The sequence below is a fragment of the Pseudomonas sp. UW4 genome (assembly GCF_000316175.1).
Lineage (GTDB): Bacteria > Pseudomonadota > Gammaproteobacteria > Pseudomonadales > Pseudomonadaceae > Aquipseudomonas > Aquipseudomonas laurylsulfatiphila.
Genome location: NC_019670.1, coordinates 3,465,737 through 3,482,451, shown reverse-complemented (window position 1 = coordinate 3,482,451; position 16,715 = coordinate 3,465,737). Strand labels below are relative to the sequence as shown.

General features: G+C 62.0%; 17 protein-coding genes. 10 read left to right on the top strand and 7 right to left on the bottom strand.

Annotated elements, in window-relative coordinates; translation table 11 throughout:
• Positions 1-81 precede the first annotated feature (81 nt).
• A complete protein-coding gene (bkdR, locus tag PPUTUW4_RS15055; protein ID WP_007976593.1) occupies positions 82-570 on the top strand; it encodes a Bkd operon transcriptional regulator BkdR in 489 nt (162 codons plus the stop codon).
• Positions 571-687: 117 nt separating this feature from the next.
• Here the strand turns inward: bkdR and PPUTUW4_RS15050 are convergent, their stop codons facing one another.
• Positions 688-1,551, bottom strand: a complete 864-nt coding sequence (locus PPUTUW4_RS15050) for an MBL fold metallo-hydrolase (RefSeq protein ID WP_015095443.1) — start codon at positions 1,549-1,551, stop codon at positions 688-690.
• Between the two features lie 96 nt (positions 1,552-1,647).
• Here PPUTUW4_RS15050 and PPUTUW4_RS15045 point away from each other — a divergent pair, with 96 nt between their 5' ends.
• From PPUTUW4_RS15045 to nahK, 6 genes are all read left to right on the top strand, one after another.
• Positions 1,648-1,989 carry a metalloregulator ArsR/SmtB family transcription factor gene (locus PPUTUW4_RS15045; RefSeq protein WP_007976596.1) on the top strand — a complete coding sequence of 114 codons (342 nt, stop codon included), beginning with the start codon at positions 1,648-1,650 and terminating at the stop codon, positions 1,987-1,989.
• 165 nt (positions 1,990-2,154) lie between these two features.
• On the top strand, positions 2,155-3,399 hold the full coding sequence (locus tag PPUTUW4_RS15040; RefSeq protein ID WP_015095442.1) for an FAD/NAD(P)-binding oxidoreductase: 1,245 nt from the start codon (positions 2,155-2,157) through the stop codon (positions 3,397-3,399).
• Positions 3,400-3,408: 9 nt separating this feature from the next.
• Positions 3,409-4,215, top strand: coding sequence for a sulfite exporter TauE/SafE family protein (locus PPUTUW4_RS15035; protein ID WP_015095441.1), 807 nt, complete (start codon positions 3,409-3,411; stop codon positions 4,213-4,215).
• A gap of 209 nt (positions 4,216-4,424) precedes the next feature.
• Positions 4,425-5,609: a porin gene (locus PPUTUW4_RS15030; protein ID WP_015095440.1), complete on the top strand. Its 1,185-nt coding sequence runs from the start codon at positions 4,425-4,427 to the stop codon at positions 5,607-5,609.
• A gap of 364 nt (positions 5,610-5,973) precedes the next feature.
• Positions 5,974-7,131 carry a nitric oxide-sensing protein NosP gene (gene nosP, locus PPUTUW4_RS15025; RefSeq protein WP_007976600.1) on the top strand — a complete coding sequence of 386 codons (1,158 nt, stop codon included), beginning with the start codon at positions 5,974-5,976 and terminating at the stop codon, positions 7,129-7,131.
• On the top strand, positions 7,100-9,694 hold the full coding sequence (nahK, locus tag PPUTUW4_RS15020; protein WP_041474888.1) for a hybrid sensor histidine kinase/response regulator NahK/ErcS': 2,595 nt from the start codon (positions 7,100-7,102) through the stop codon (positions 9,692-9,694). Before nosP ends, nahK begins: the two co-directional genes overlap by 32 nt.
• Positions 9,695-9,802: 108 nt before the next feature.
• On the opposite strand, the gene PPUTUW4_RS15015 is transcribed toward nahK, so the two are convergent.
• From PPUTUW4_RS15015 to PPUTUW4_RS14990, 6 genes are all read right to left on the bottom strand, one after another.
• Positions 9,803-10,468 (bottom strand): response regulator transcription factor, encoded by a 666-nt coding sequence (locus tag PPUTUW4_RS15015; protein ID WP_007976602.1) that lies wholly within the window; start codon positions 10,466-10,468, stop codon positions 9,803-9,805.
• Between the two features lie 56 nt (positions 10,469-10,524).
• Entirely contained in the window at positions 10,525-11,082 is a 558-nt protein-coding gene (locus PPUTUW4_RS15010; RefSeq protein WP_015095438.1) for a PQQ-dependent catabolism-associated CXXCW motif protein, read from the bottom strand.
• Between the two features lie 220 nt (positions 11,083-11,302).
• Positions 11,303-12,094: an ABC transporter permease gene (locus PPUTUW4_RS15005; protein WP_015095437.1), complete on the bottom strand. Its 792-nt coding sequence runs from the start codon at positions 12,092-12,094 to the stop codon at positions 11,303-11,305.
• Positions 12,091-12,822: an ABC transporter ATP-binding protein gene (locus PPUTUW4_RS15000; protein ID WP_015095436.1), complete on the bottom strand. Its 732-nt coding sequence runs from the start codon at positions 12,820-12,822 to the stop codon at positions 12,091-12,093. The genes PPUTUW4_RS15005 and PPUTUW4_RS15000 overlap by 4 nt, the downstream gene beginning before the upstream one ends.
• Entirely contained in the window at positions 12,819-13,778 is a 960-nt protein-coding gene (locus PPUTUW4_RS14995) for a YVTN family beta-propeller repeat protein (RefSeq protein WP_015095435.1), read from the bottom strand. The genes PPUTUW4_RS15000 and PPUTUW4_RS14995 overlap by 4 nt, the downstream gene beginning before the upstream one ends.
• A 30-nt stretch (positions 13,779-13,808) precedes the next feature.
• Positions 13,809-14,993: an ABC transporter substrate-binding protein gene (locus tag PPUTUW4_RS14990; RefSeq protein WP_015095434.1), complete on the bottom strand. Its 1,185-nt coding sequence runs from the start codon at positions 14,991-14,993 to the stop codon at positions 13,809-13,811.
• Between the two features lie 157 nt (positions 14,994-15,150).
• On the opposite strand from PPUTUW4_RS14990, the gene PPUTUW4_RS30040 reads away from it, so the two are divergent.
• From PPUTUW4_RS30040 to PPUTUW4_RS14980, 3 genes are read left to right on the top strand one after another with little or no spacing between them, the layout of a single operon-like run.
• Positions 15,151-15,315: a hypothetical protein gene (locus tag PPUTUW4_RS30040; RefSeq protein ID WP_177325098.1), complete on the top strand. Its 165-nt coding sequence runs from the start codon at positions 15,151-15,153 to the stop codon at positions 15,313-15,315.
• Between the two features lie 56 nt (positions 15,316-15,371).
• Positions 15,372-15,833, top strand: a complete 462-nt coding sequence (pedF, locus tag PPUTUW4_RS14985; protein ID WP_015095433.1) for a cytochrome c-550 PedF — start codon at positions 15,372-15,374, stop codon at positions 15,831-15,833.
• A 3-nt stretch (positions 15,834-15,836) separates the two neighbouring features.
• Positions 15,837-16,712: a transporter substrate-binding domain-containing protein gene (locus tag PPUTUW4_RS14980; protein WP_015095432.1), complete on the top strand. Its 876-nt coding sequence runs from the start codon at positions 15,837-15,839 to the stop codon at positions 16,710-16,712.
• Positions 16,713-16,715: the final 3 nt, after the last annotated feature.

Below are 16,715 nucleotides of genomic sequence, written 5' to 3'. Positions count from 1 at the left end.
ATTTCTCTCTGTTTCGTTGCGCTAAAGATCATTTACAGATAAAAAACCTGCATAAACATAAAAAACAGGTGGTTTTGTCTCATGCGCAAACTGGACCGTACCGACATCGGCATTCTCAACAGCCTTCAGGAGAATGCACGCATCACCAACGCCGACCTCGCACGCTCGGTGAACCTGTCGCCGACGCCGTGTTTCAACCGGGTCAAGGCCATGGAAGAACTGGGGGTGATCCGCGAGCAAGTGACGCTGCTCGATGCCGACCTGCTGGGGTTGCATGTGAACGTGTTCATTCACGTCAGCCTGGAGAAGCAGGTGGAAGAGGCGTTGCAACATTTCGAAGAAGCGATTTCCGACCGCCCCGAGGTGATGGAGTGCTACCTGATGGCCGGCGACCCGGACTACCTGATCCGGGTGCTGGTGCCGACCATCCAGTCGCTGGAGCGTTTCATGATGGATTTTCTGACCAAGGTGCCGGGGGTGGCGAACATACGTTCGAGCTTTGCGCTCAAGCAGGTGAGGTACAAAACCGCGCTGCCGTTGCCGGCCAATGGCCTGACGTTGGGCAACTGAAATAACGATCACTCTGTAGGAGCGAGCTTGCTCGCGATGGAGGTTAACGATAACGCGAGTCTTCTGAATAAACGCGTTGCCCTCAAGTCCATCGCGAGCGAGCTCGCTCCTACAGGGTCAGAATTTGTTCAGGGGGATTTTCAGGTAGGTCACGCCGTTGTCCTCGGCCGGCGGCAAGTTCCCCGCCCGCACATTCACCTGGATCGCCGGCAGCAACAGTGTCGGCATGCCCAACCCCGAATCGCGGCGTGTGCGCATTTCCACGAAGGCGTTTTCGTCGATACCGTCGCGCACGTGAATGTTGTTTTTGCGCTGTTCACCGACGGTGGTCATGCATTCGGGAGCGCGTCCTTCCGGCGGATAGTCGTGGCACACGTACAGGCGCACGCTGGCGGGGAAGGCCAGCAGCTTGCGGATCGAGGCAAACATCTGGTTGGCATTGCCACCGGGGAAGTCACAACGGGCAGAGCCGACATCGGGCATGAACATCGTATCGCCCACCAGAATCACATCACCGTCGATCAGGTAGGCCATGTCCGCCGGTGTATGGCCGGGCACGTGCAGGGCGGTCGCCCTGAGGTTGCCGATCATGAACGATTCGTCAGGGGCGAACAGGTGGTCGAACTGCGAGCCGTCGACGCGAAATGTTGGCTCCAGATTGAACAGCGCCTTGAACACGTCCTGCACCTTGCTGATCGACTCGCCGATGGCGATTTTTCCGCCCAGCTGCTGGCGCAGATAAGGCGCGGCGGACAGGTGGTCGGCGTGGGCGTGGGTTTCCAGCAGCCATTGCACTTGCAGTGTGTGGGCTCGGACGAAGGCGATGATTTTGTCTGCCTGGGTGGTCGCGGTACGCCCGGCCGCACCGTCATAGTCGAGCACCGGGTCGACAATCGCACACTGCCCGCCATCGGCCTCGTAGACCACGTAGCTGTAGGTCGAGGAGGCGGGGTCGAGAAAAGCTTCAATCAGTGCGGGCATGGACACGAACCTGTGCAGGGGTGGAAAAGTCAGTTGCAACACTTTATGTAAAAACATAATGTTCGCAGCTTAAGTGACGTTGAAGGCATCCTGCAAATGCAATCCAGTCTGACCGAATGTGAAGTCGCCCAACTGCGCGCCTCGGCCTCCAAGGCCTGTGCGCTGCTCAAGGCCCTGGCCAATGAGGATCGCCTGTTGATCCTGTGCCAGCTGACCCAGGGCGAGCGCAACGTAGGCGAGCTGGAAAAAATGACCGGCGTGCGCCAACCGACCCTGTCCCAGCAACTGGGGATCCTGCGCGATGAAGGACTGGTCGCGACCCGTCGTGAAGGCAAGTACATTTTTTACGGTCTCGCCAGTCACGAAGTGATCCAGGTGATGAAAACCCTCTCCGGGCTGTATTGCGGGGCGGTGCTTAAAAGCTGGGTTCAACCTTGATCTTGTTCAACACACCGAACCTGTGGGAGCGGGCTTGCTCGCGAAGGCGGTGTGTCAGCCAACGTTTATGTCTACTGACACACCGCCTTCGCGAGCAAGCCCGCTCCCACAGTAGTTTTGTGTGTTGACTGGAAAAATCCTTGCGTGCAGCAAAAGGAACAAGCAATGAACGATCAACACTGGGGCCCATCCATCAGTGCAGATATCGTGGTGATCGGCGGCGGCACGGCGGGCATAGGCCTTGTCGCCAGCCTGCTCAAGCGTAGCCCGCAGCTGAACATCACCCTGATCGAACCCGACTCCCGGCATTTCTATCAACCGGCCTGGACGCTGGTCGGCGGTGGCGCCTACAACGTGGAAAACACCGTGCGGCCAATGGCGTCGGTGATGCCGCGCGGGGTCAACTGGTTGCAGGCTGCCGTGACCGGCATCGACCCCGAACATCGCCGGCTCATCCTCAGTGACGCGCGCACGGTCAGCTATCAGAACCTGGTGGTCTGCCCCGGCCTGCGCCTGGCCTGGGAGAAAATCGAAGGCCTGGAGGAGACCCTCGGCCAGCACGGCGTGACCTCCAACTACAGCTACCGGCACGCGACCTATACCTGGGACCAGGTGCAGAAACTGCGCGGCGGCAAGGTGCTGTTCACCCAGCCGGCCATGCCGATCAAATGTGCGGGAGCGCCTCAAAAAGCGCTGTACCTGTCCTGTGATCACTGGAACAGGAACGGTGTGCTGAACAACATTGACGTCGAGTTCAATCTCGCGGGCGCGGCGTTGTTCGGCGTGGCGACCTTTGTCCCGCCGCTGATGAATTACATCGAGAAGTACAACGCCCGGCTGGCATTCAATTCGAATCTGGTCAAGGTCGACGGCCCGGCGAAAACCGCGTGGTTCGAGGTCAAGGACGCCGAAGGCACTGTCACCCGCCAGGCAAAAACCTTTGATTTGCTGCATGTCGTACCGCCTCAGGTGGCCCCGGATTTCGTCGCCCGGAGTCCGCTGGCCGACGCCGCCGGCTGGTGTGAAGTCGATCCCCACAGCCTGCAGCATCCGCGTTATCCAGGCGTCTTCGCGCTGGGGGATATCTGCGGCACCAGCAATGCAAAAACCGCCGCGGCGGTGCGCAAGCAGATAGTGGTCGTGGCCGAAAACCTGCTGGCCTTGCGCAAGCAACAACCCTTGCCGCTGAAGTACGACGGCTATGGCTCCTGCCCGCTGACGGTGGAGAAGGGCAAGGTGATCCTTGCCGAGTTCGGTTATGCGGGCAAATTGCTGCCGACCTTTCCCCTTGACCCGACGACGCCGCGCCGCTCGGCGTGGTGGCTCAAGGCAACACTGCTACCGTGGTTCTATTGGAACGGTATGCTCAAGGGTCGCGAGTGGCTGACGCGTCTGTCCAGGGTCGACTGAGAACTCCCTATGTTGCTGGCAAGTCTGTTTGGCGTGGTAATGGGGTTGGTATTGGGGTTGACTGGAGCGGGCGGCGGGATTCTCGCGGTGCCGGCCCTGGTATTGGGATTGGGCTGGAGCATGACCCAGGCCGCTCCGGTGGCGTTGTTTGCGGTGGGCAGTGCGGCAGCGGTCGGCGCCATCGATGGATTGCGCCATGGCCTGGTGCGGTATCGCGCGGCGTTGCTGATCGCCGCGCTCGGTGCGGTGTTTTCGCCGGTGGGCATCTACTTCGCCCATCAGTTGCCGGAAAAAATCCTGATGATCCTGTTCAGCCTGCTGATGGTCATGGTGGCCTGGCGGATGTTGCGCCGTGAACGCAAGGACGAAGGCCCGAGCGACCACGGGCACGCCAACTGGGGCCAGAAAAACTGCATGCTCGATCAACAGACCGGGCGCTTTTCCTGGACCGCCAAATGCACCGCAACCCTCGCCGCGCTCGGAGCGGTCACGGGTGTGGTCTCGGGATTGCTGGGGGTGGGCGGCGGCTTCCTGATCGTCCCGGCGTTCAAGCAACTGACCGATGTGCAGATGCGCGGAATCATCGCTACTTCTCTGATGGTGATCAGCCTGATTTCGGCCATCGGCGTGATCGGCGCGTTCCATGCCGGCGTGCGCATCGACAGTGTGGGTGCCACCTTCATTGGTATGAGCATCATCGGCATGATCATCGGTCGCAAGCTGTGCGCCCGGGTGCCGGCGCGGGCGTTGCAGGTCGGGTTCGCCAGCATCTGCGTGATGGTCGCCGCCTACATGTTGCTCAAGGCCAACGCCTAGCCGGTACCGGTTCCTGTGGATGCCAGTCGGGTCCACAGGCCTACACCCTAAGTGGCGAGCCTCGCCGACGAGCGGTCTTACGCCATAGCGGTCACGCGCCGCCAGCCAATCCAAAGCACCTCAAAACCAGCCCCAAGGCAGCGTATGGCGCCGCCCGTCAGGTTTCGATAATCGCCTCCGACACTCAGTCCCCCGTTTCGGAGCGCGCCATGCACAACAATAAGAACGTCACGCATCGTTTTCTGCCAGCCTTTATCGCCAGCCTGTCTGCCCTGGGCCTGAGCCAGGTGGCTGAGGCGGATATCATGCTGTACGACAAGGACCAGACCACGTTCTCCACCGACGGCTATATCAACGCCTTCTATGTAAACAGCGATGTCGACCGCGCCGGCGATCAATACGACCGTCGGCAGTCACGGGTCAAGATGGGCTTTTTGCCCAACTACCTGGGGTTCAACATGGGCAAGCAGGTAGACGATCTCAAGCTCGGCGCCCGTGCTTCGTTCTGGGTCACCATCAACGACAGCGAAACCAACGGCACCGACACCGCCATCGATGTGCGGCAGTTCTTCGGCACCGTGGCCAACCCGGAGTGGGGCGAGGTGCTGATCGGCAAGGACTTCGGCTTGTTCGCCCGTTCCAACATCCTGCTCGACGAAATGCTCGCCGGTTACGGCCAGGTCAGCGATACGTTGGGGCTGGTGGATGGCGGCGGGGTGTCGTTCGGCAACATCGGCACCGGTTACCCGTACCCGTTTCCGACCTCGCAGATCACCTATCGCACCCCGGTGATGGACGGACTGCGCGTGGCGGTCGGCATCATGGACCCGGTGGACACCAACGACAGCAGCCCGACGGGCAAGGCCTATCAGGAAAACCCGCGTACCGAGAGTGAAGTCACCTATCAGTTCGACCTGGCCGGGGCAAAGATCTACAGCTGGGTCAACGGCAGCTACCAGACCTCGGACAACACCGATTCGACGGTCGAGACCGTCACCTCCAAGGGGGTCGGTTATGGCGTGCAGGCGAAGATGGGCGGCTTGTCCCTCACCGGGTCCGGTTTCCAGGCCAAGGGCATCAACCCGTTTTTCACCAACAATGCCGGCGAGCCGACCCTGCGCAACGTCGACAGTGACGGCTACCTGATGCAGGGCTCCTACAAACTGGGCAAGAACCGCCTGGCCTTGTCCTACGGCAAGACCAATGACGACGGCAACGGTGTGGTCGGCAGCGGCGCGGACTACGATACCCGCGGCATCGCGTTGTTCCATGACGTGAACGACAACCTCAAGCTGGTGGCTGAGTACAACCAGTTTGAAATCAACGGTCACGACACCGACGAGCAGAACGAAGACACCGACACCTTTGCCGTGGGCGCGGTGCTGACCTGGTAGCAGGCTGGAATACAAATAATTGTGGGAGCGAGCTTGCTCGCGATGGCTGGGTGTCAGGCGACATGGATGTTGGCTGTGATGGCCCCATCGCGAGCAAGCTCGCTCCCACAGGGTTACCGGGTGTACGCAACACCTGCGGATGACCAAAACTAGTGTGGGAGCGAGCTTGCTCGCGATGAGGCCGGCCCATTCAACATCAATATCACCTGACACTCAGCCATCGCGAGCAAGCTCGCTCCCACAGGTATGAGCTTTATTTGTCTCATCCCATCGAAGCGGCTACCCGCTACCCAAGTAGCATTCGTCGCACCCCACAGACTTCGTACACTCGTGCCTCATACACACGCACCTGCGGGAGGTAAGGATGCAGCAGAGCGAAGGCGTCGTCAGTGCAATGTCCCAGGCCACCGATGCCCGACAGGTCGCGCAGGAACTGGCACGACAGTTGTTGCACCCGCACCTGGGGTTCGTGCTGTTCTTCTGTTCCGCCGAATACGACTTGCAGGCGCTGGGCCAGGCCTTGCAGCAAAGCTTCGGTGGCATTCGCCTGGCGGGCTGCACCAGCGCCGGGGAAATCACCCCGCTGGGCTACGGGCGCAATTGCGTGACGGCGGTGGGTTTCGACCACCGGCACTTTTCCATCTCGATCGAGCTGATCGACCAGATGGAGCACTTCAGCCTGATCGACGCCCAGCAAATGGTCGAGCGCCTGGTCAGTGGCTGTCGCAGCAACACCCTGGCCCCGATCAAGGGCAACAGCTTTGCCCTGACCCTGCTTGATGGCCTGTCCAGCCGTGAAGAAATGGTCCTGGCAGCCTTGAGTGCGGCCTTGGGCGACATTCCGCATTTCGGCGGTTCGGCCGGCGACGATAACTACCTGACCCATACCCATGTGTACTTCGATGGCGAGTTCCACAGCGGCGCGGCCGTGGTGGTGCTGGTCAATACCTGGCTGGATTTCGAAGTGTTCACCACCCACCACGTACTGCCCCGCGCCGAAAAGCTGGTGGTCACCGGGGCCGACAGCACCTTGCGCCGGGTCTTCGAGCTCAATGCCGAGCCGGCCGCCGAGGAGTACGCCCGGCACATCGGCGTACCGGTGGCGCAGCTCGATCACCGGGTCTTCGCCGCGCACCCGTTGGCGGTGCGGATCAACCAGCAGTACTACGTGCGGGCCATCCAGCAGGTGCATCCGGACCTGAGCCTGAGTTTCTACTGCGCCGTGGAAAACGGCATCGTGCTCACCGCGATGACCCCGGGGCCGATGCTGCCGAACCTGCAGAGTCTGTTCGAGGGGTTGCAGGAGCGCTTGGGCGATTTGCTGCTGACCATCGGTTGCGACTGTTTCCTGCGGCGTCTGGAACTCGAAGACGACGGCAGTCTTGATCAGATCGGCGGCTTTTTGCGTGAGCAACGGGTGATGGGTTTCAACACCTATGGAGAACAGTTCAATGGCATGCACATCAACCAGACCTTCACCGGCGTTGCCATTGCCCGTGGCCGTGCCCCAGGACATCGCTGAGCTGCAGGCCGAGCTGGCCGGGCTGCGCCTGGAAAACCACAAACTGCAGCGCATCAATGGCGCGCTGATCGAGCGGGTCGAGTCCGGGGGAACCCGCGGCAACGATCCGTACGCGGCATTCCAGCATTCGGTGGTGCTGGCCGAGCAAGTGCGCGAACGCACCGATGCCCTGAACCAGGCCATGGCCGAACTCAAGGCCGGCAATCATTTGCTCAGCGAAGCTCGCCTGCGTGCGGAAACGGCGCACCAACACCTGATCGATGCCATCGAAAGCATTTCCGACGCCTTCGTGCTGTTCGACGCCGACCAGCGCATCGTGTTGTTCAACAGTCGCTTCAAGGCGTTCTGGAGCAACAGCCGGGTGCGGATCAACGCCGGCATGCGCCTGACCGAGGTCAAGCGGCTGATGATGAACAACGCCCTGTTCACTGAAGAGCCGCGCGGGCATGCCGACGAAAACCTGCTTTACCGCCTGCAGAACGGGCGCTGGCTGCAAGTCAGCGAGCGGCCGACCCAGGAAGGAGGGCGGGTGATCCTGTTCACCGACATTACTGACGTCAAACTCAGCGAAACCGTACGCCGTGAGCAGGCGGTGGCGCAGAAGTCGCATCTGTTGCAACGGGCGGTCGACAACCTGTCCCAAGGGGTGGCGATGGTCAGCGCCGAGGGCATCCTGGAGTTGTGGAACCGGCGGTTCCTGGAGTTGAGCGGCCTGGCGCCGGTGGCGGCCCATCGCCCGTTTGCCGAGGTGATCGCCGACAGCGAACTGAACCTGCTGACCCCGGCCAGTCGCGATGGCAACGGACGACCGGTGCGCGAATGCGAGCAGCGCCTGTACGATGGCCGGGTCCTGGAAATCCGCACCCATCCGTTGCCCACCGGCGGTTTCGTCAACACCTTCACCGACATCACCGAGCGCTACCAGCACGCCGAGGCGCTGAGTGAAAGCGAACACTGGATTCGCCTGATCACCGATCACGTCCCGGCATTGATTGCCTACCTCAATGCCGACCTGGTCTACGAGTTCACCAACAAGGTCTACGAAGAGTGGTACTGCTGGCCCCGCGGCGTGATGCTCGGCCAGAGCCTGCGCGAAGTGCACAGCGAGCAGCATTACCAGCGGCTGGAGCCCTACGTGGCCAGGGCATTGGCCGGCGAGAGCGTGACATTCGAGTTCGCCGAAACCAACGTCAACAACCAGGAGCGCTACATGCTGCGCTCTTATGTGCCCAACCGTCTGGCCAGTGGCGAGGTGGTGGGGATTTTCGTGCTGATCCGCGACATCACCGAACGCCGCCGCACCGCCGAGGCGCTGCATCAGGCGTATCAGAACCTGGAGCTGCGGGTACGCGAGCGCACGGCGGAATTGACCACCCTCAACGACCAGCTGCTGCGCGAGATCGATGAGCGACGCCTGGTCGAGTCACGCTTGCGCGAGGCCAAGCAGGAAGCCGAGCAGGCCAACCTGTCGAAGACCAAGTTTCTCGCCGCCGTCAGCCATGACCTGCTGCAACCGTTGAATGCCGCGCGCCTGTTTACCAGTGCCTTGCTGGAACGCCGCGAGCCGATGTCCAGCGAGATTCTGGTGCGCAACGTGAGCAATTCCCTGGAAGACGTGGAGAACCTGCTCGGCACCCTGGTGGATATTTCCAAGCTCGATGCGGGGGTGATCAAGGCCGACATTGCGCCGTTCGCCCTCAGTGAACTGCTGGACAACCTGGCCGCCGAATACACCCAGGTGGCGCGCAGTGAAGGCCTGCAACTGCACTTCATCGGTTGTTCGGCGCTGGTGCGCAGTGACATCCAGCTGCTGGCGCGGATTCTGCGCAACCTGCTGAGCAATGCGATTCGCTACACCTACAGTGGTCGCGTAGTGCTCGGTTGCCGGCGGCATCATCAGTGCCTGACGATCGAAGTCTGGGACAGCGGCATGGGCATTGCCGAGCATCGTCTGGAGGAGATTTTCCAGGAGTTCAAGCGTGGTGATGTGCAGCGCCCCGATCAGGATCGCGGCCTGGGCCTGGGCCTGGCGATCGTAGAGAAGATTGCCGGCATCCTCGGGCATCCCATCCATGTGCGCTCATGGCCGGGCCGGGGCTCGATGTTTTCGGTTGAAGTGCCGTTGAGCGCCACCGCGCCGAAACCGCAGCCTGCGTTGCAGATGAGCGAGCCGATGCTCGAGCGCCTGCGGGGGGCGCGGATATGGGTGCTGGACAACGACGCGACCATCTGTGCCGGCATGCGCACCTTGCTGGAAGGGTGGGGGTGTCGGGTGGTGACGGCGCTGTCGGAGGAGGATCTGGCGCGGCAAGTGGACAATTTCCACGCCGAGGCCGACCTGCTGATTGCCGATTACCACCTGGACAACGATCGCAACGGTGTCGACGCCGTGGCGCGCATCAATGCCCGGCGCGCGTCACCGCTCCCGGCGATGATGATCACGGCCAACTACAGCAATGAACTCAAGCAGCAGATCCGCGAACTGGGCCACACCCTGATGCACAAGCCGGTGCGGCCGATGAAGCTGAAGACGGCGATGAGTCATTTGCTTGGCCGGCCTTGAGAACCTGGCGTTTCTGCCACCGCTATCGCGAGCAAGCTCGCTCCCACAGGGACTGCATCGTACCTGTGGGAGCGAGCTTGCTCGCGATGAGAGCGACGCGGTCTTGACTCAACGCCGCAGATAAGACCCGAAATCAATATCTCCGGCACTCAGGATCGCCTGCACCCGGTTGTGCACGTTGAGCTTGCGCAGGATCGCCGAGACGTGGGCCTTGACCGTGGTCTCGGCGATTTCCAGGGTGTAGGCGATCTGTTTGTTCGATTCGCCCTTGGTCATGCGTTCCAATACCTGCAACTGCTTGCGGGTCAGGGCCTGGAGCAGTTCGGGCGGGAAGCTCGGGGTGTCGTTCATCCGCCGGTGGGTGCTGCTTTTGGCGGTGCGGATGATGTCCGGGGGCAGGTAGACATTGCCATTGAGAATCTGCTGGATGGCATCGGTCATCTGGGCGCGGGGTGAAGACTTGGTGATGAAACCCACCGCGCCGTAGGTGATGGCTTGCAGCACGATCTGCTTGTCCTGTTCGGCGGAGACAATCACCACCGGAATGGTTGGCGCTTCGTTACGCAGGTTGATCAGGCCATTGAGCCCGTGCATGCCGGGCATGTTCAGGTCGAGCAGGATCAGGTCCAGGTCATCGTGTTCCTGGGTCAGGGCCAGGGCGCTGTCCAGATCGGCGGTTTCCATCACTTCGCTGCCGGCAAAACCGTCGCTGATGACGTTGTGGATGGCTTCGCGAAACAGCGGGTGATCGTCGGCAATCAGAATTTTGTACATGGCCTTTCACCTCATTATTTTGATTATGGTGTGGCAACAACACGCACGCGTAAAGCTCAGGGAAAGGGTTCGGGCCTGGCTGGCGAAACCGGCAGATTGGCCGCTTGCCAGGCGTCCAGGCCATCGCGATACCAGTACAGGGTCTTATAGCCCATGGTGGCTGCGCGCTTGACCGCATTCCAGCTCAACCAGCAGTCGGAGCGGCAATAGAAGACCAGCGGTTGCGTCGGGTCGCCGGCGGTCAGCTTTTTCAGGTTGGCGGCGAAATAGTCCTGCCATTGCGGCGTCAGCTCACCGTCACCGGTATTGGCCAGCCAATGGCTGCCGGGCAGGTTTTCATGGGGCTGGTCTTCGATGAATTGCCCCTGCAGCCACTGGCGGCGGTAGACATCGATCAGCAGCGGGCGCGGGGTTTGGCCGAGCAGGGCTTGCAGGGCGGGGGTATCGACGATGGTTGCGCCTTGCAGCTGGTCGGGCGTCGGGCTGCGGTACAGGCCGATGCGATAGCCGTCGCTGGAGAACAGCGCAGTGTCGGCCTGGGCGGTGCTTAGCAGCAGGCCCAGCGACAGGGCGGCGAGAGCAGGGCGCAACAGGCAACGTCGGGCACGTGGCATGGGGTCGGTCCTTATAGTTATGGACCTATTACATGCCAGTCGGGGGGCGTTGGGAATGCGACGATAGACAGGGAAACCAGTACTAAAGTAGTAATTTCACCCTGCTTAATGAAGAACCCCTTTGGGAGCGAGCTTGCTCGCGATAGCGTTATGTCAGTCAATTCATTTATTGAATGTGCCGCCGCTATCGCGAGCAAGCTCGCTCCCACAGGGGATGTATTTACCCGGATTTACGCAAGGCCGCGTGCTGCGGGTTGAAGGTCAGTACGGCGAGCAATGCGAACAGCAGCGTCAACCCCGCGCACACCGCCAGCGCCAGCGGATTGAGGCGTTCATACAGGGCAAAGCGCACCAGCTCCACCGCATGGGTGAACGGATTCACCGCGCACAGCCAGTACAGCCATTCGCTGGCCTCGCGCATCTTCCACAGCGGATACAGCGCCGATGACAGGAAAAACAGCGGAAAGATCACGAAATTCATCACCCCGGCAAAGTTCTCCAGCTGGCGGATCGCGTTCGACAGCAACAGGCCTAGTGCGCTGAGCATCAACGCCACCAGCAGCAGCGCCGGCAACGCCAGCAACAGGCCCATGGCCGGTGGCCGCACGCCGTAGGCCCAGGCAATCGCCAGGAACGCATACACCTGCAACAGCGAAATCAGTGACGTGGCCACCAGTTTGCTGCACAGCAGGAAGGTTCGGGGCAGAGGGCTGGTCAGCAGCACGCGCATGCTGCCCATCTCGCGGTCGTAGACCATCGACAGAGACCCCTGCATGCCATTGAACAGCAGGATCATGCAGGCCAGGCCGGGAATGATGTAGACCTCGTACGGAATGTAGGTGTCGTAGGGCTCGATGATCGCGATCCCCAGCGCTGCGCGAAAACCGGCGGCGAACACCAGCAACCACAGCAACGGCCGCACCAGGGCGCTGAGAAACCGCGTGCGTTGCAGCACAAAGCGCAGCCACTCGCGCAGCACGATACCGCTGAAACATTGCCAGTAAGCGTTCATTGGGTAGCTCCCGATGTAGTCAGGCGGGTGAAGGCCGAACCGAGGTCACCGCCGTGCTCCAGGCTCAGCGCATAGGCCTGTCCGCTGGCCACCAGCCGGCCTTGATGCAGGATCAGCAAGTCATCGCTGGGTTGCACTTCGTCGAGCAGGTGGGTGGTCCAGAGCACGCTGATGTGCTCCTCGCGACACAGGCTGCGGATGTGCTGGTTGAGCGCCAGGCGACTCGCCGGGTCGAGGCCGACACTGGCTTCATCGAGCAGCAAAAGGCGCGGCTCATGCAACAGGGCGCGGGCAATTTCCACCCGGCGACGATGGCCGCCATTGAGCTCACGCACCCGTTCGCGGCGGCGCTCGGTCAGGGCCTGACGGGCCAGTTCGGCGTCGACCCGAAGGTCGGTCTGGCGCCGGGACAGGCCATGCAATGCCGCGTGATATCGCAGGTTCTGCTCGACGCTGAGATCCAGGTCCAGGGTGCTTTGCTGGAACACCACGCCCAATTGCCTGAGCGCCGGGCGTGCCGCGCTGCGCAATGAACAGCCACCGACGCGGATCTCGCCGTGCTGCAGATCATAGAGCCGAGTCAGCAGGGCAATCAGGGTCGACTTGCCGGCGCCGTTGGGTCCCAGCAGCGCGGCAAAACGCCCGGGCTCCAGGCTGAAACTCACTTTGCGCAAGGCCTCCCGGGCGCCGTAGGCAAAGCTCAGGTCACTGACTTCAAGGGCGTTCATGGCGTCACCACCACGCCCCAGGGATAGCGCCCGACCTTCACCGATTTGCTGACCTTGAGGCTGTCGACATCGATCACCGAGACATCGCCGCTGACGCCGTTGGTGGTCAGCAACTGTTTCTGATCCGGAGTGAACGCCATCTGCCAGACCCGTCGACCCACCAGCAGGTAATCAAGAATCTCGAAGGTCCTGGCATCGATCACCGCCACATGATTGGCCGGGCCGAGGGCGACGAAGCCGTACTTGCCATCGGCGCTGAGCTTGATGCCGACGGGCTGGACCTTGTCCGGGTGCACGCCCTTGATCTGGAAGTTCAGGGTCTGGAGCACGGTGCGGCTGGCTACATCGAGAATGGTCACGGTGCCGCCGATTTCCGCCGAGGCCCAGAGCCTGGCGCCATCGGGGGAGAACTCGACGAAGCGCGGACGCTGGTCCACCAGAGTGCTGTCGGCCAGGGTCTGGGTGCTGGTGTCGATCCAGTGCAGCATGTTGGTGGTTTCGCTGGTGTTGACCGCCCACTGGCCGTCAGGGCTGACGGCCATGCCCTCGGGCTCGACGCCGACTTCGATCTGGCCGAGGACGTTGGAGGTCTCGGTGTCGATCACCGTGACCAGCGCATCGTCTTCGTTGGAGACGTACAACCAGCGGTTGTTCGGGTGCAGGGCGAATTGCTCGGGGTCTTTACCCGAGGGCAGTTCCTTGATGATCTTGCGTGTGGCCACGTCCATCACCTGGACCCGGTCCGAGTCGCTGGCGCAGATGTACAACAGCTTGTTGTCATGGGACAGCAGCAGGCCCCGGGGGCGCTGGCCGACGGGCAGGGTATCGGTGACTTGCAGGGTCTGCATGTCGATCAGGCTCAGGCTGTTGTCCTTTTCGTTGGAGACCCAGGCAGTGCTGGCAACGGCATGGCCAGCGGCGAGCAGCAAGGTGCACGAGAGCAGGGTGCGGCGCATGGCGGATTCCTTGTTGTTGTGATGTTCGGATCAGGGAAAGCGGCAGCTGACCTCGGGTTTGTCGTAGCCCAGGCTGTCCATCTCGTTGAACGGGTGCAGAAAGCCCTCCTGGGGCGAGGTGCTGACCAGCGCCCGGGGCTGGACGATGGGAATCGGCTGGCGCAACTGGCCGTTCCATGGCCGGTAGCTGAGCTTGCGACCCTTGAAACCGTCGAGGGGCAACTGGTCGCTGATTTCAAGCGTGCGGATCGCCATCGGCTCGGCCTGACGCAATTTGCTCACGGCACTGGCGATACTGCGCACGGCCATCCATGCGGCGAAATCGCGGTCATTCATCCAGCGCCCGGTCAGGGCTTCAAAGCGTTTTTGCAGCTGCGCGGCACCGTAGGTTTCCACGGTCTTGTGCCAGCCCACCGGGGTCAGGCCCTGGGTGCCGGCGACCGGGCGTGGGTACCAGGTCTGGTAGGGCACGTATTCACCGAAGTCGCCGCGTTCATCGGCCACCAGTACCACGTCGTACTCGGCGGTCTGGGTGAACAGCGGCATGTCGGCCTGGGCGCTGCGGCGTTGGTCGTTATCGAAGCTCCAGGTTTTTTCCGCCACCAGTTGCAAGCCGAAACGCTTGGCCCCGCGGCGCAGGGCGGCGGCATAGGCTTGATCGTCGGGCGTCGGGCCGACAATCAGCAGCGCCCGCTGCCATTTGCGCAACACCAGAAACTGCGCCAGCGCATCGGCGAGCATCGCCCGGCTCGGCAAGGTGTGCAGTACGTTCGGCAGGCAAGCGGTGGTGCGCAGGCTGTCATCGGCACTGCCGGCGTTGAACACCAAACTGTCGGGCAGTGCCGCACTCAATTGGCGCAGGCTGGTCGCGGGGGCATTCACCACAAACAGGCGCAGGCCTTGTTCATGCTGAGCCTTCGCCGCTTCGAGCAAGGCTTCGGGGCTGTCGACGCTGGCGCTGACCAGGCTGTAGCCGTGGTTGAGAAAACGCCCGGTGCTGTTGCTGTCGGTGATCGCCAGTTCGGCGCCGCGCAGCCCGGCATCGGTGGGTTCGGGGATGACGTTGGACAGCAACGGGCCGGGGTCGGGGCGATAGCCCAGGTAGCCGATCCGCACCTGCAAGGGCGCATCGGCGGCCTGGCTTTGGGTGGCCAGGCCGGCGGCGCAGGCAATCGCCAGCAGGTAGATCAGGGCGTAAGGGGCAAGCTGGCGCATAAGGCTCTCCATGACCGTTAGCGCCAGCATAGGAAGCCTGGGGGGCGGTGAAAATATGCAGAAAGTACCGAAGGGCCAGTACCAAGGTAGTAGCCCGCCACACACGGCGCGGTTCTAGCATGGGCAACCACGGCCACTGATCTGGAGGGGATTGACCATGCGTATCGTCAAAGCACTGCTCCTGCCGTTTCTGCTGATCCTGACCCTGATCGGCGTCGACCGGCTCCAGGGCCCGCGTCCGGTGTCCAACGATCGCCTTACGACCAAGGGAGTAGGTGGCGACCACCAAAGCAGCATGGGGTCTGAGCGCAGGGCTTTCTAAGATGGCTGCCATAGCCTCTGCCAAGAGGTTTTGCGTGCAATCCAGAGGGCATGACAATGACAACAAAACGCAACGCCTTGCTCGTGACCGGTCTATTGGCCAGTTTGATCAGCGCAGGTTCGGTCTGGGCCCACGGCAACGTGGTGCCACAGGCTGTCGCCACCCAGGGCCTGACCCCGATAAAAGATGCCGGTGTGCAGCTCGATGCCGATGGCTGGGCCGCGGTGAACCCGTATCGCACCGCCCCGGAACACGACAAGGCAGTGGAAATCGGCGCTTCGGCCTATACCCAGAACTGCGCGGCCTGTCATGGCCTGGAGGCCAAGTCCGGCGGTATCGCCCCCGACCTGCGCATGCTCGATGTCGGCGAGGCGGGCGATGAATGGTTCGCCGAACGGGTGCGCCATGGCGCGGTACGCGACGGTCGCGTGTACATGCCGAAGATGGCCGACTACCTGAGCCAGGAAGCCCTGTGGGCGGTGCGCACTTATCTGGACACTGTGCACGTCGAGGAGTGACCCATGCGCCTGTTCGCGGTGTTGATCAGCGCTCTGTGGCTGTGCTGCCAGGCGGCGCAGGCGCAGGTTCGCAACTACGACGAAATGATCGCCGCCAGGGAGCTGAAGGTGGCGGTCTACAAGGACTTCGCCCCCTACAGCTTTGAGCGGGCCGGCAAACCCCAGGGTGTCGATGTCGAGCTGGCCGAAGCCCTGGCCAAGGCGCTCGGCGTGCGCCTGACGCTGATCTGGGCGCCGGCCGGGGAAAAGCTCGATGACGACCTGCGCGATTACATCTGGCGTGCCAGTGCCTTGCACAACCAGCAACTGGCCGACCTGATGATGCGCGTGCCCTACGACCACGACTACGCGCAGAGGCGCAACGAAGTCGGTGAGCTGGTCAACGGCCATGTGGTGATGTTCGGTCCGTACCAGAACGAACAATGGCAGGTGGCCTATGACCGCCGAAGGCTGGACAAGGTCGCCAGCGTCGCGGTGTTCGAGCAGCACCCGATTGGTGTCGAAGTCGACAGCGTGCCGTCGTTCTACCTGACCTCGGTGTTCAACGGCATGCTCGCCGGCAAGACCCATCACTACCCCGGCGTGCCCCAGGCGTTTGCCGCGATGAAGGCCGGCGAGGTCGACGCGGTGATGGCCATGCGCGGCGAAATCGACTGGCAAGTGCACGAAGCGACCGACCCGCAGCTGGCGCTGGCAGAAAATGCCTACCCGAACATGGGCAAGCAGCTCTGGGAAATCGGCATGGCGGTGCACGAAAGCAACCGGCAACTGGCCTATGCCGTGGAAGAGGCGCTCGAAGGCCTGATCCGCGAGGGTTCGGTGAAGACCATCTACGGCCGTTACGGCCTGCAATACGACGTGCCCGAGATGTATCAATAAGGA

Coding starts and splice junctions, on each gene's coding strand:
- PPUTUW4_RS15000 (WP_015095436.1), bottom strand. CDS start 12,822: ATGAACGCCCTTGAAGTCAGTGACCTGAGCTTTGCCTACGGCGCCCGG.
- nosP (WP_007976600.1), top strand. CDS start 5,974: ATGCAGCAGAGCGAAGGCGTCGTCAGTGCAATGTCCCAGGCCACCGAT.
- PPUTUW4_RS15045 (WP_007976596.1), top strand. CDS start 1,648: ATGCAATCCAGTCTGACCGAATGTGAAGTCGCCCAACTGCGCGCCTCG.
- PPUTUW4_RS15050 (WP_015095443.1), bottom strand. CDS start 1,551: ATGCCCGCACTGATTGAAGCTTTTCTCGACCCCGCCTCCTCGACCTAC.
- PPUTUW4_RS15040 (WP_015095442.1), top strand. CDS start 2,155: ATGAACGATCAACACTGGGGCCCATCCATCAGTGCAGATATCGTGGTG.
- PPUTUW4_RS14995 (WP_015095435.1), bottom strand. CDS start 13,778: ATGCGCCGCACCCTGCTCTCGTGCACCTTGCTGCTCGCCGCTGGCCAT.
- PPUTUW4_RS15030 (WP_015095440.1), top strand. CDS start 4,425: ATGCACAACAATAAGAACGTCACGCATCGTTTTCTGCCAGCCTTTATC.
- pedF (WP_015095433.1), top strand. CDS start 15,372: ATGACAACAAAACGCAACGCCTTGCTCGTGACCGGTCTATTGGCCAGT.
- bkdR (WP_007976593.1), top strand. CDS start 82: ATGCGCAAACTGGACCGTACCGACATCGGCATTCTCAACAGCCTTCAG.
- PPUTUW4_RS15010 (WP_015095438.1), bottom strand. CDS start 11,082: ATGCCACGTGCCCGACGTTGCCTGTTGCGCCCTGCTCTCGCCGCCCTG.
- PPUTUW4_RS15035 (WP_015095441.1), top strand. CDS start 3,409: ATGTTGCTGGCAAGTCTGTTTGGCGTGGTAATGGGGTTGGTATTGGGG.
- PPUTUW4_RS15015 (WP_007976602.1), bottom strand. CDS start 10,468: ATGTACAAAATTCTGATTGCCGACGATCACCCGCTGTTTCGCGAAGCC.
- PPUTUW4_RS30040 (WP_177325098.1), top strand. CDS start 15,151: ATGCGTATCGTCAAAGCACTGCTCCTGCCGTTTCTGCTGATCCTGACC.
- PPUTUW4_RS14980 (WP_015095432.1), top strand. CDS start 15,837: ATGCGCCTGTTCGCGGTGTTGATCAGCGCTCTGTGGCTGTGCTGCCAG.
- PPUTUW4_RS14990 (WP_015095434.1), bottom strand. CDS start 14,993: ATGCGCCAGCTTGCCCCTTACGCCCTGATCTACCTGCTGGCGATTGCC.
- PPUTUW4_RS15005 (WP_015095437.1), bottom strand. CDS start 12,094: ATGAACGCTTACTGGCAATGTTTCAGCGGTATCGTGCTGCGCGAGTGG.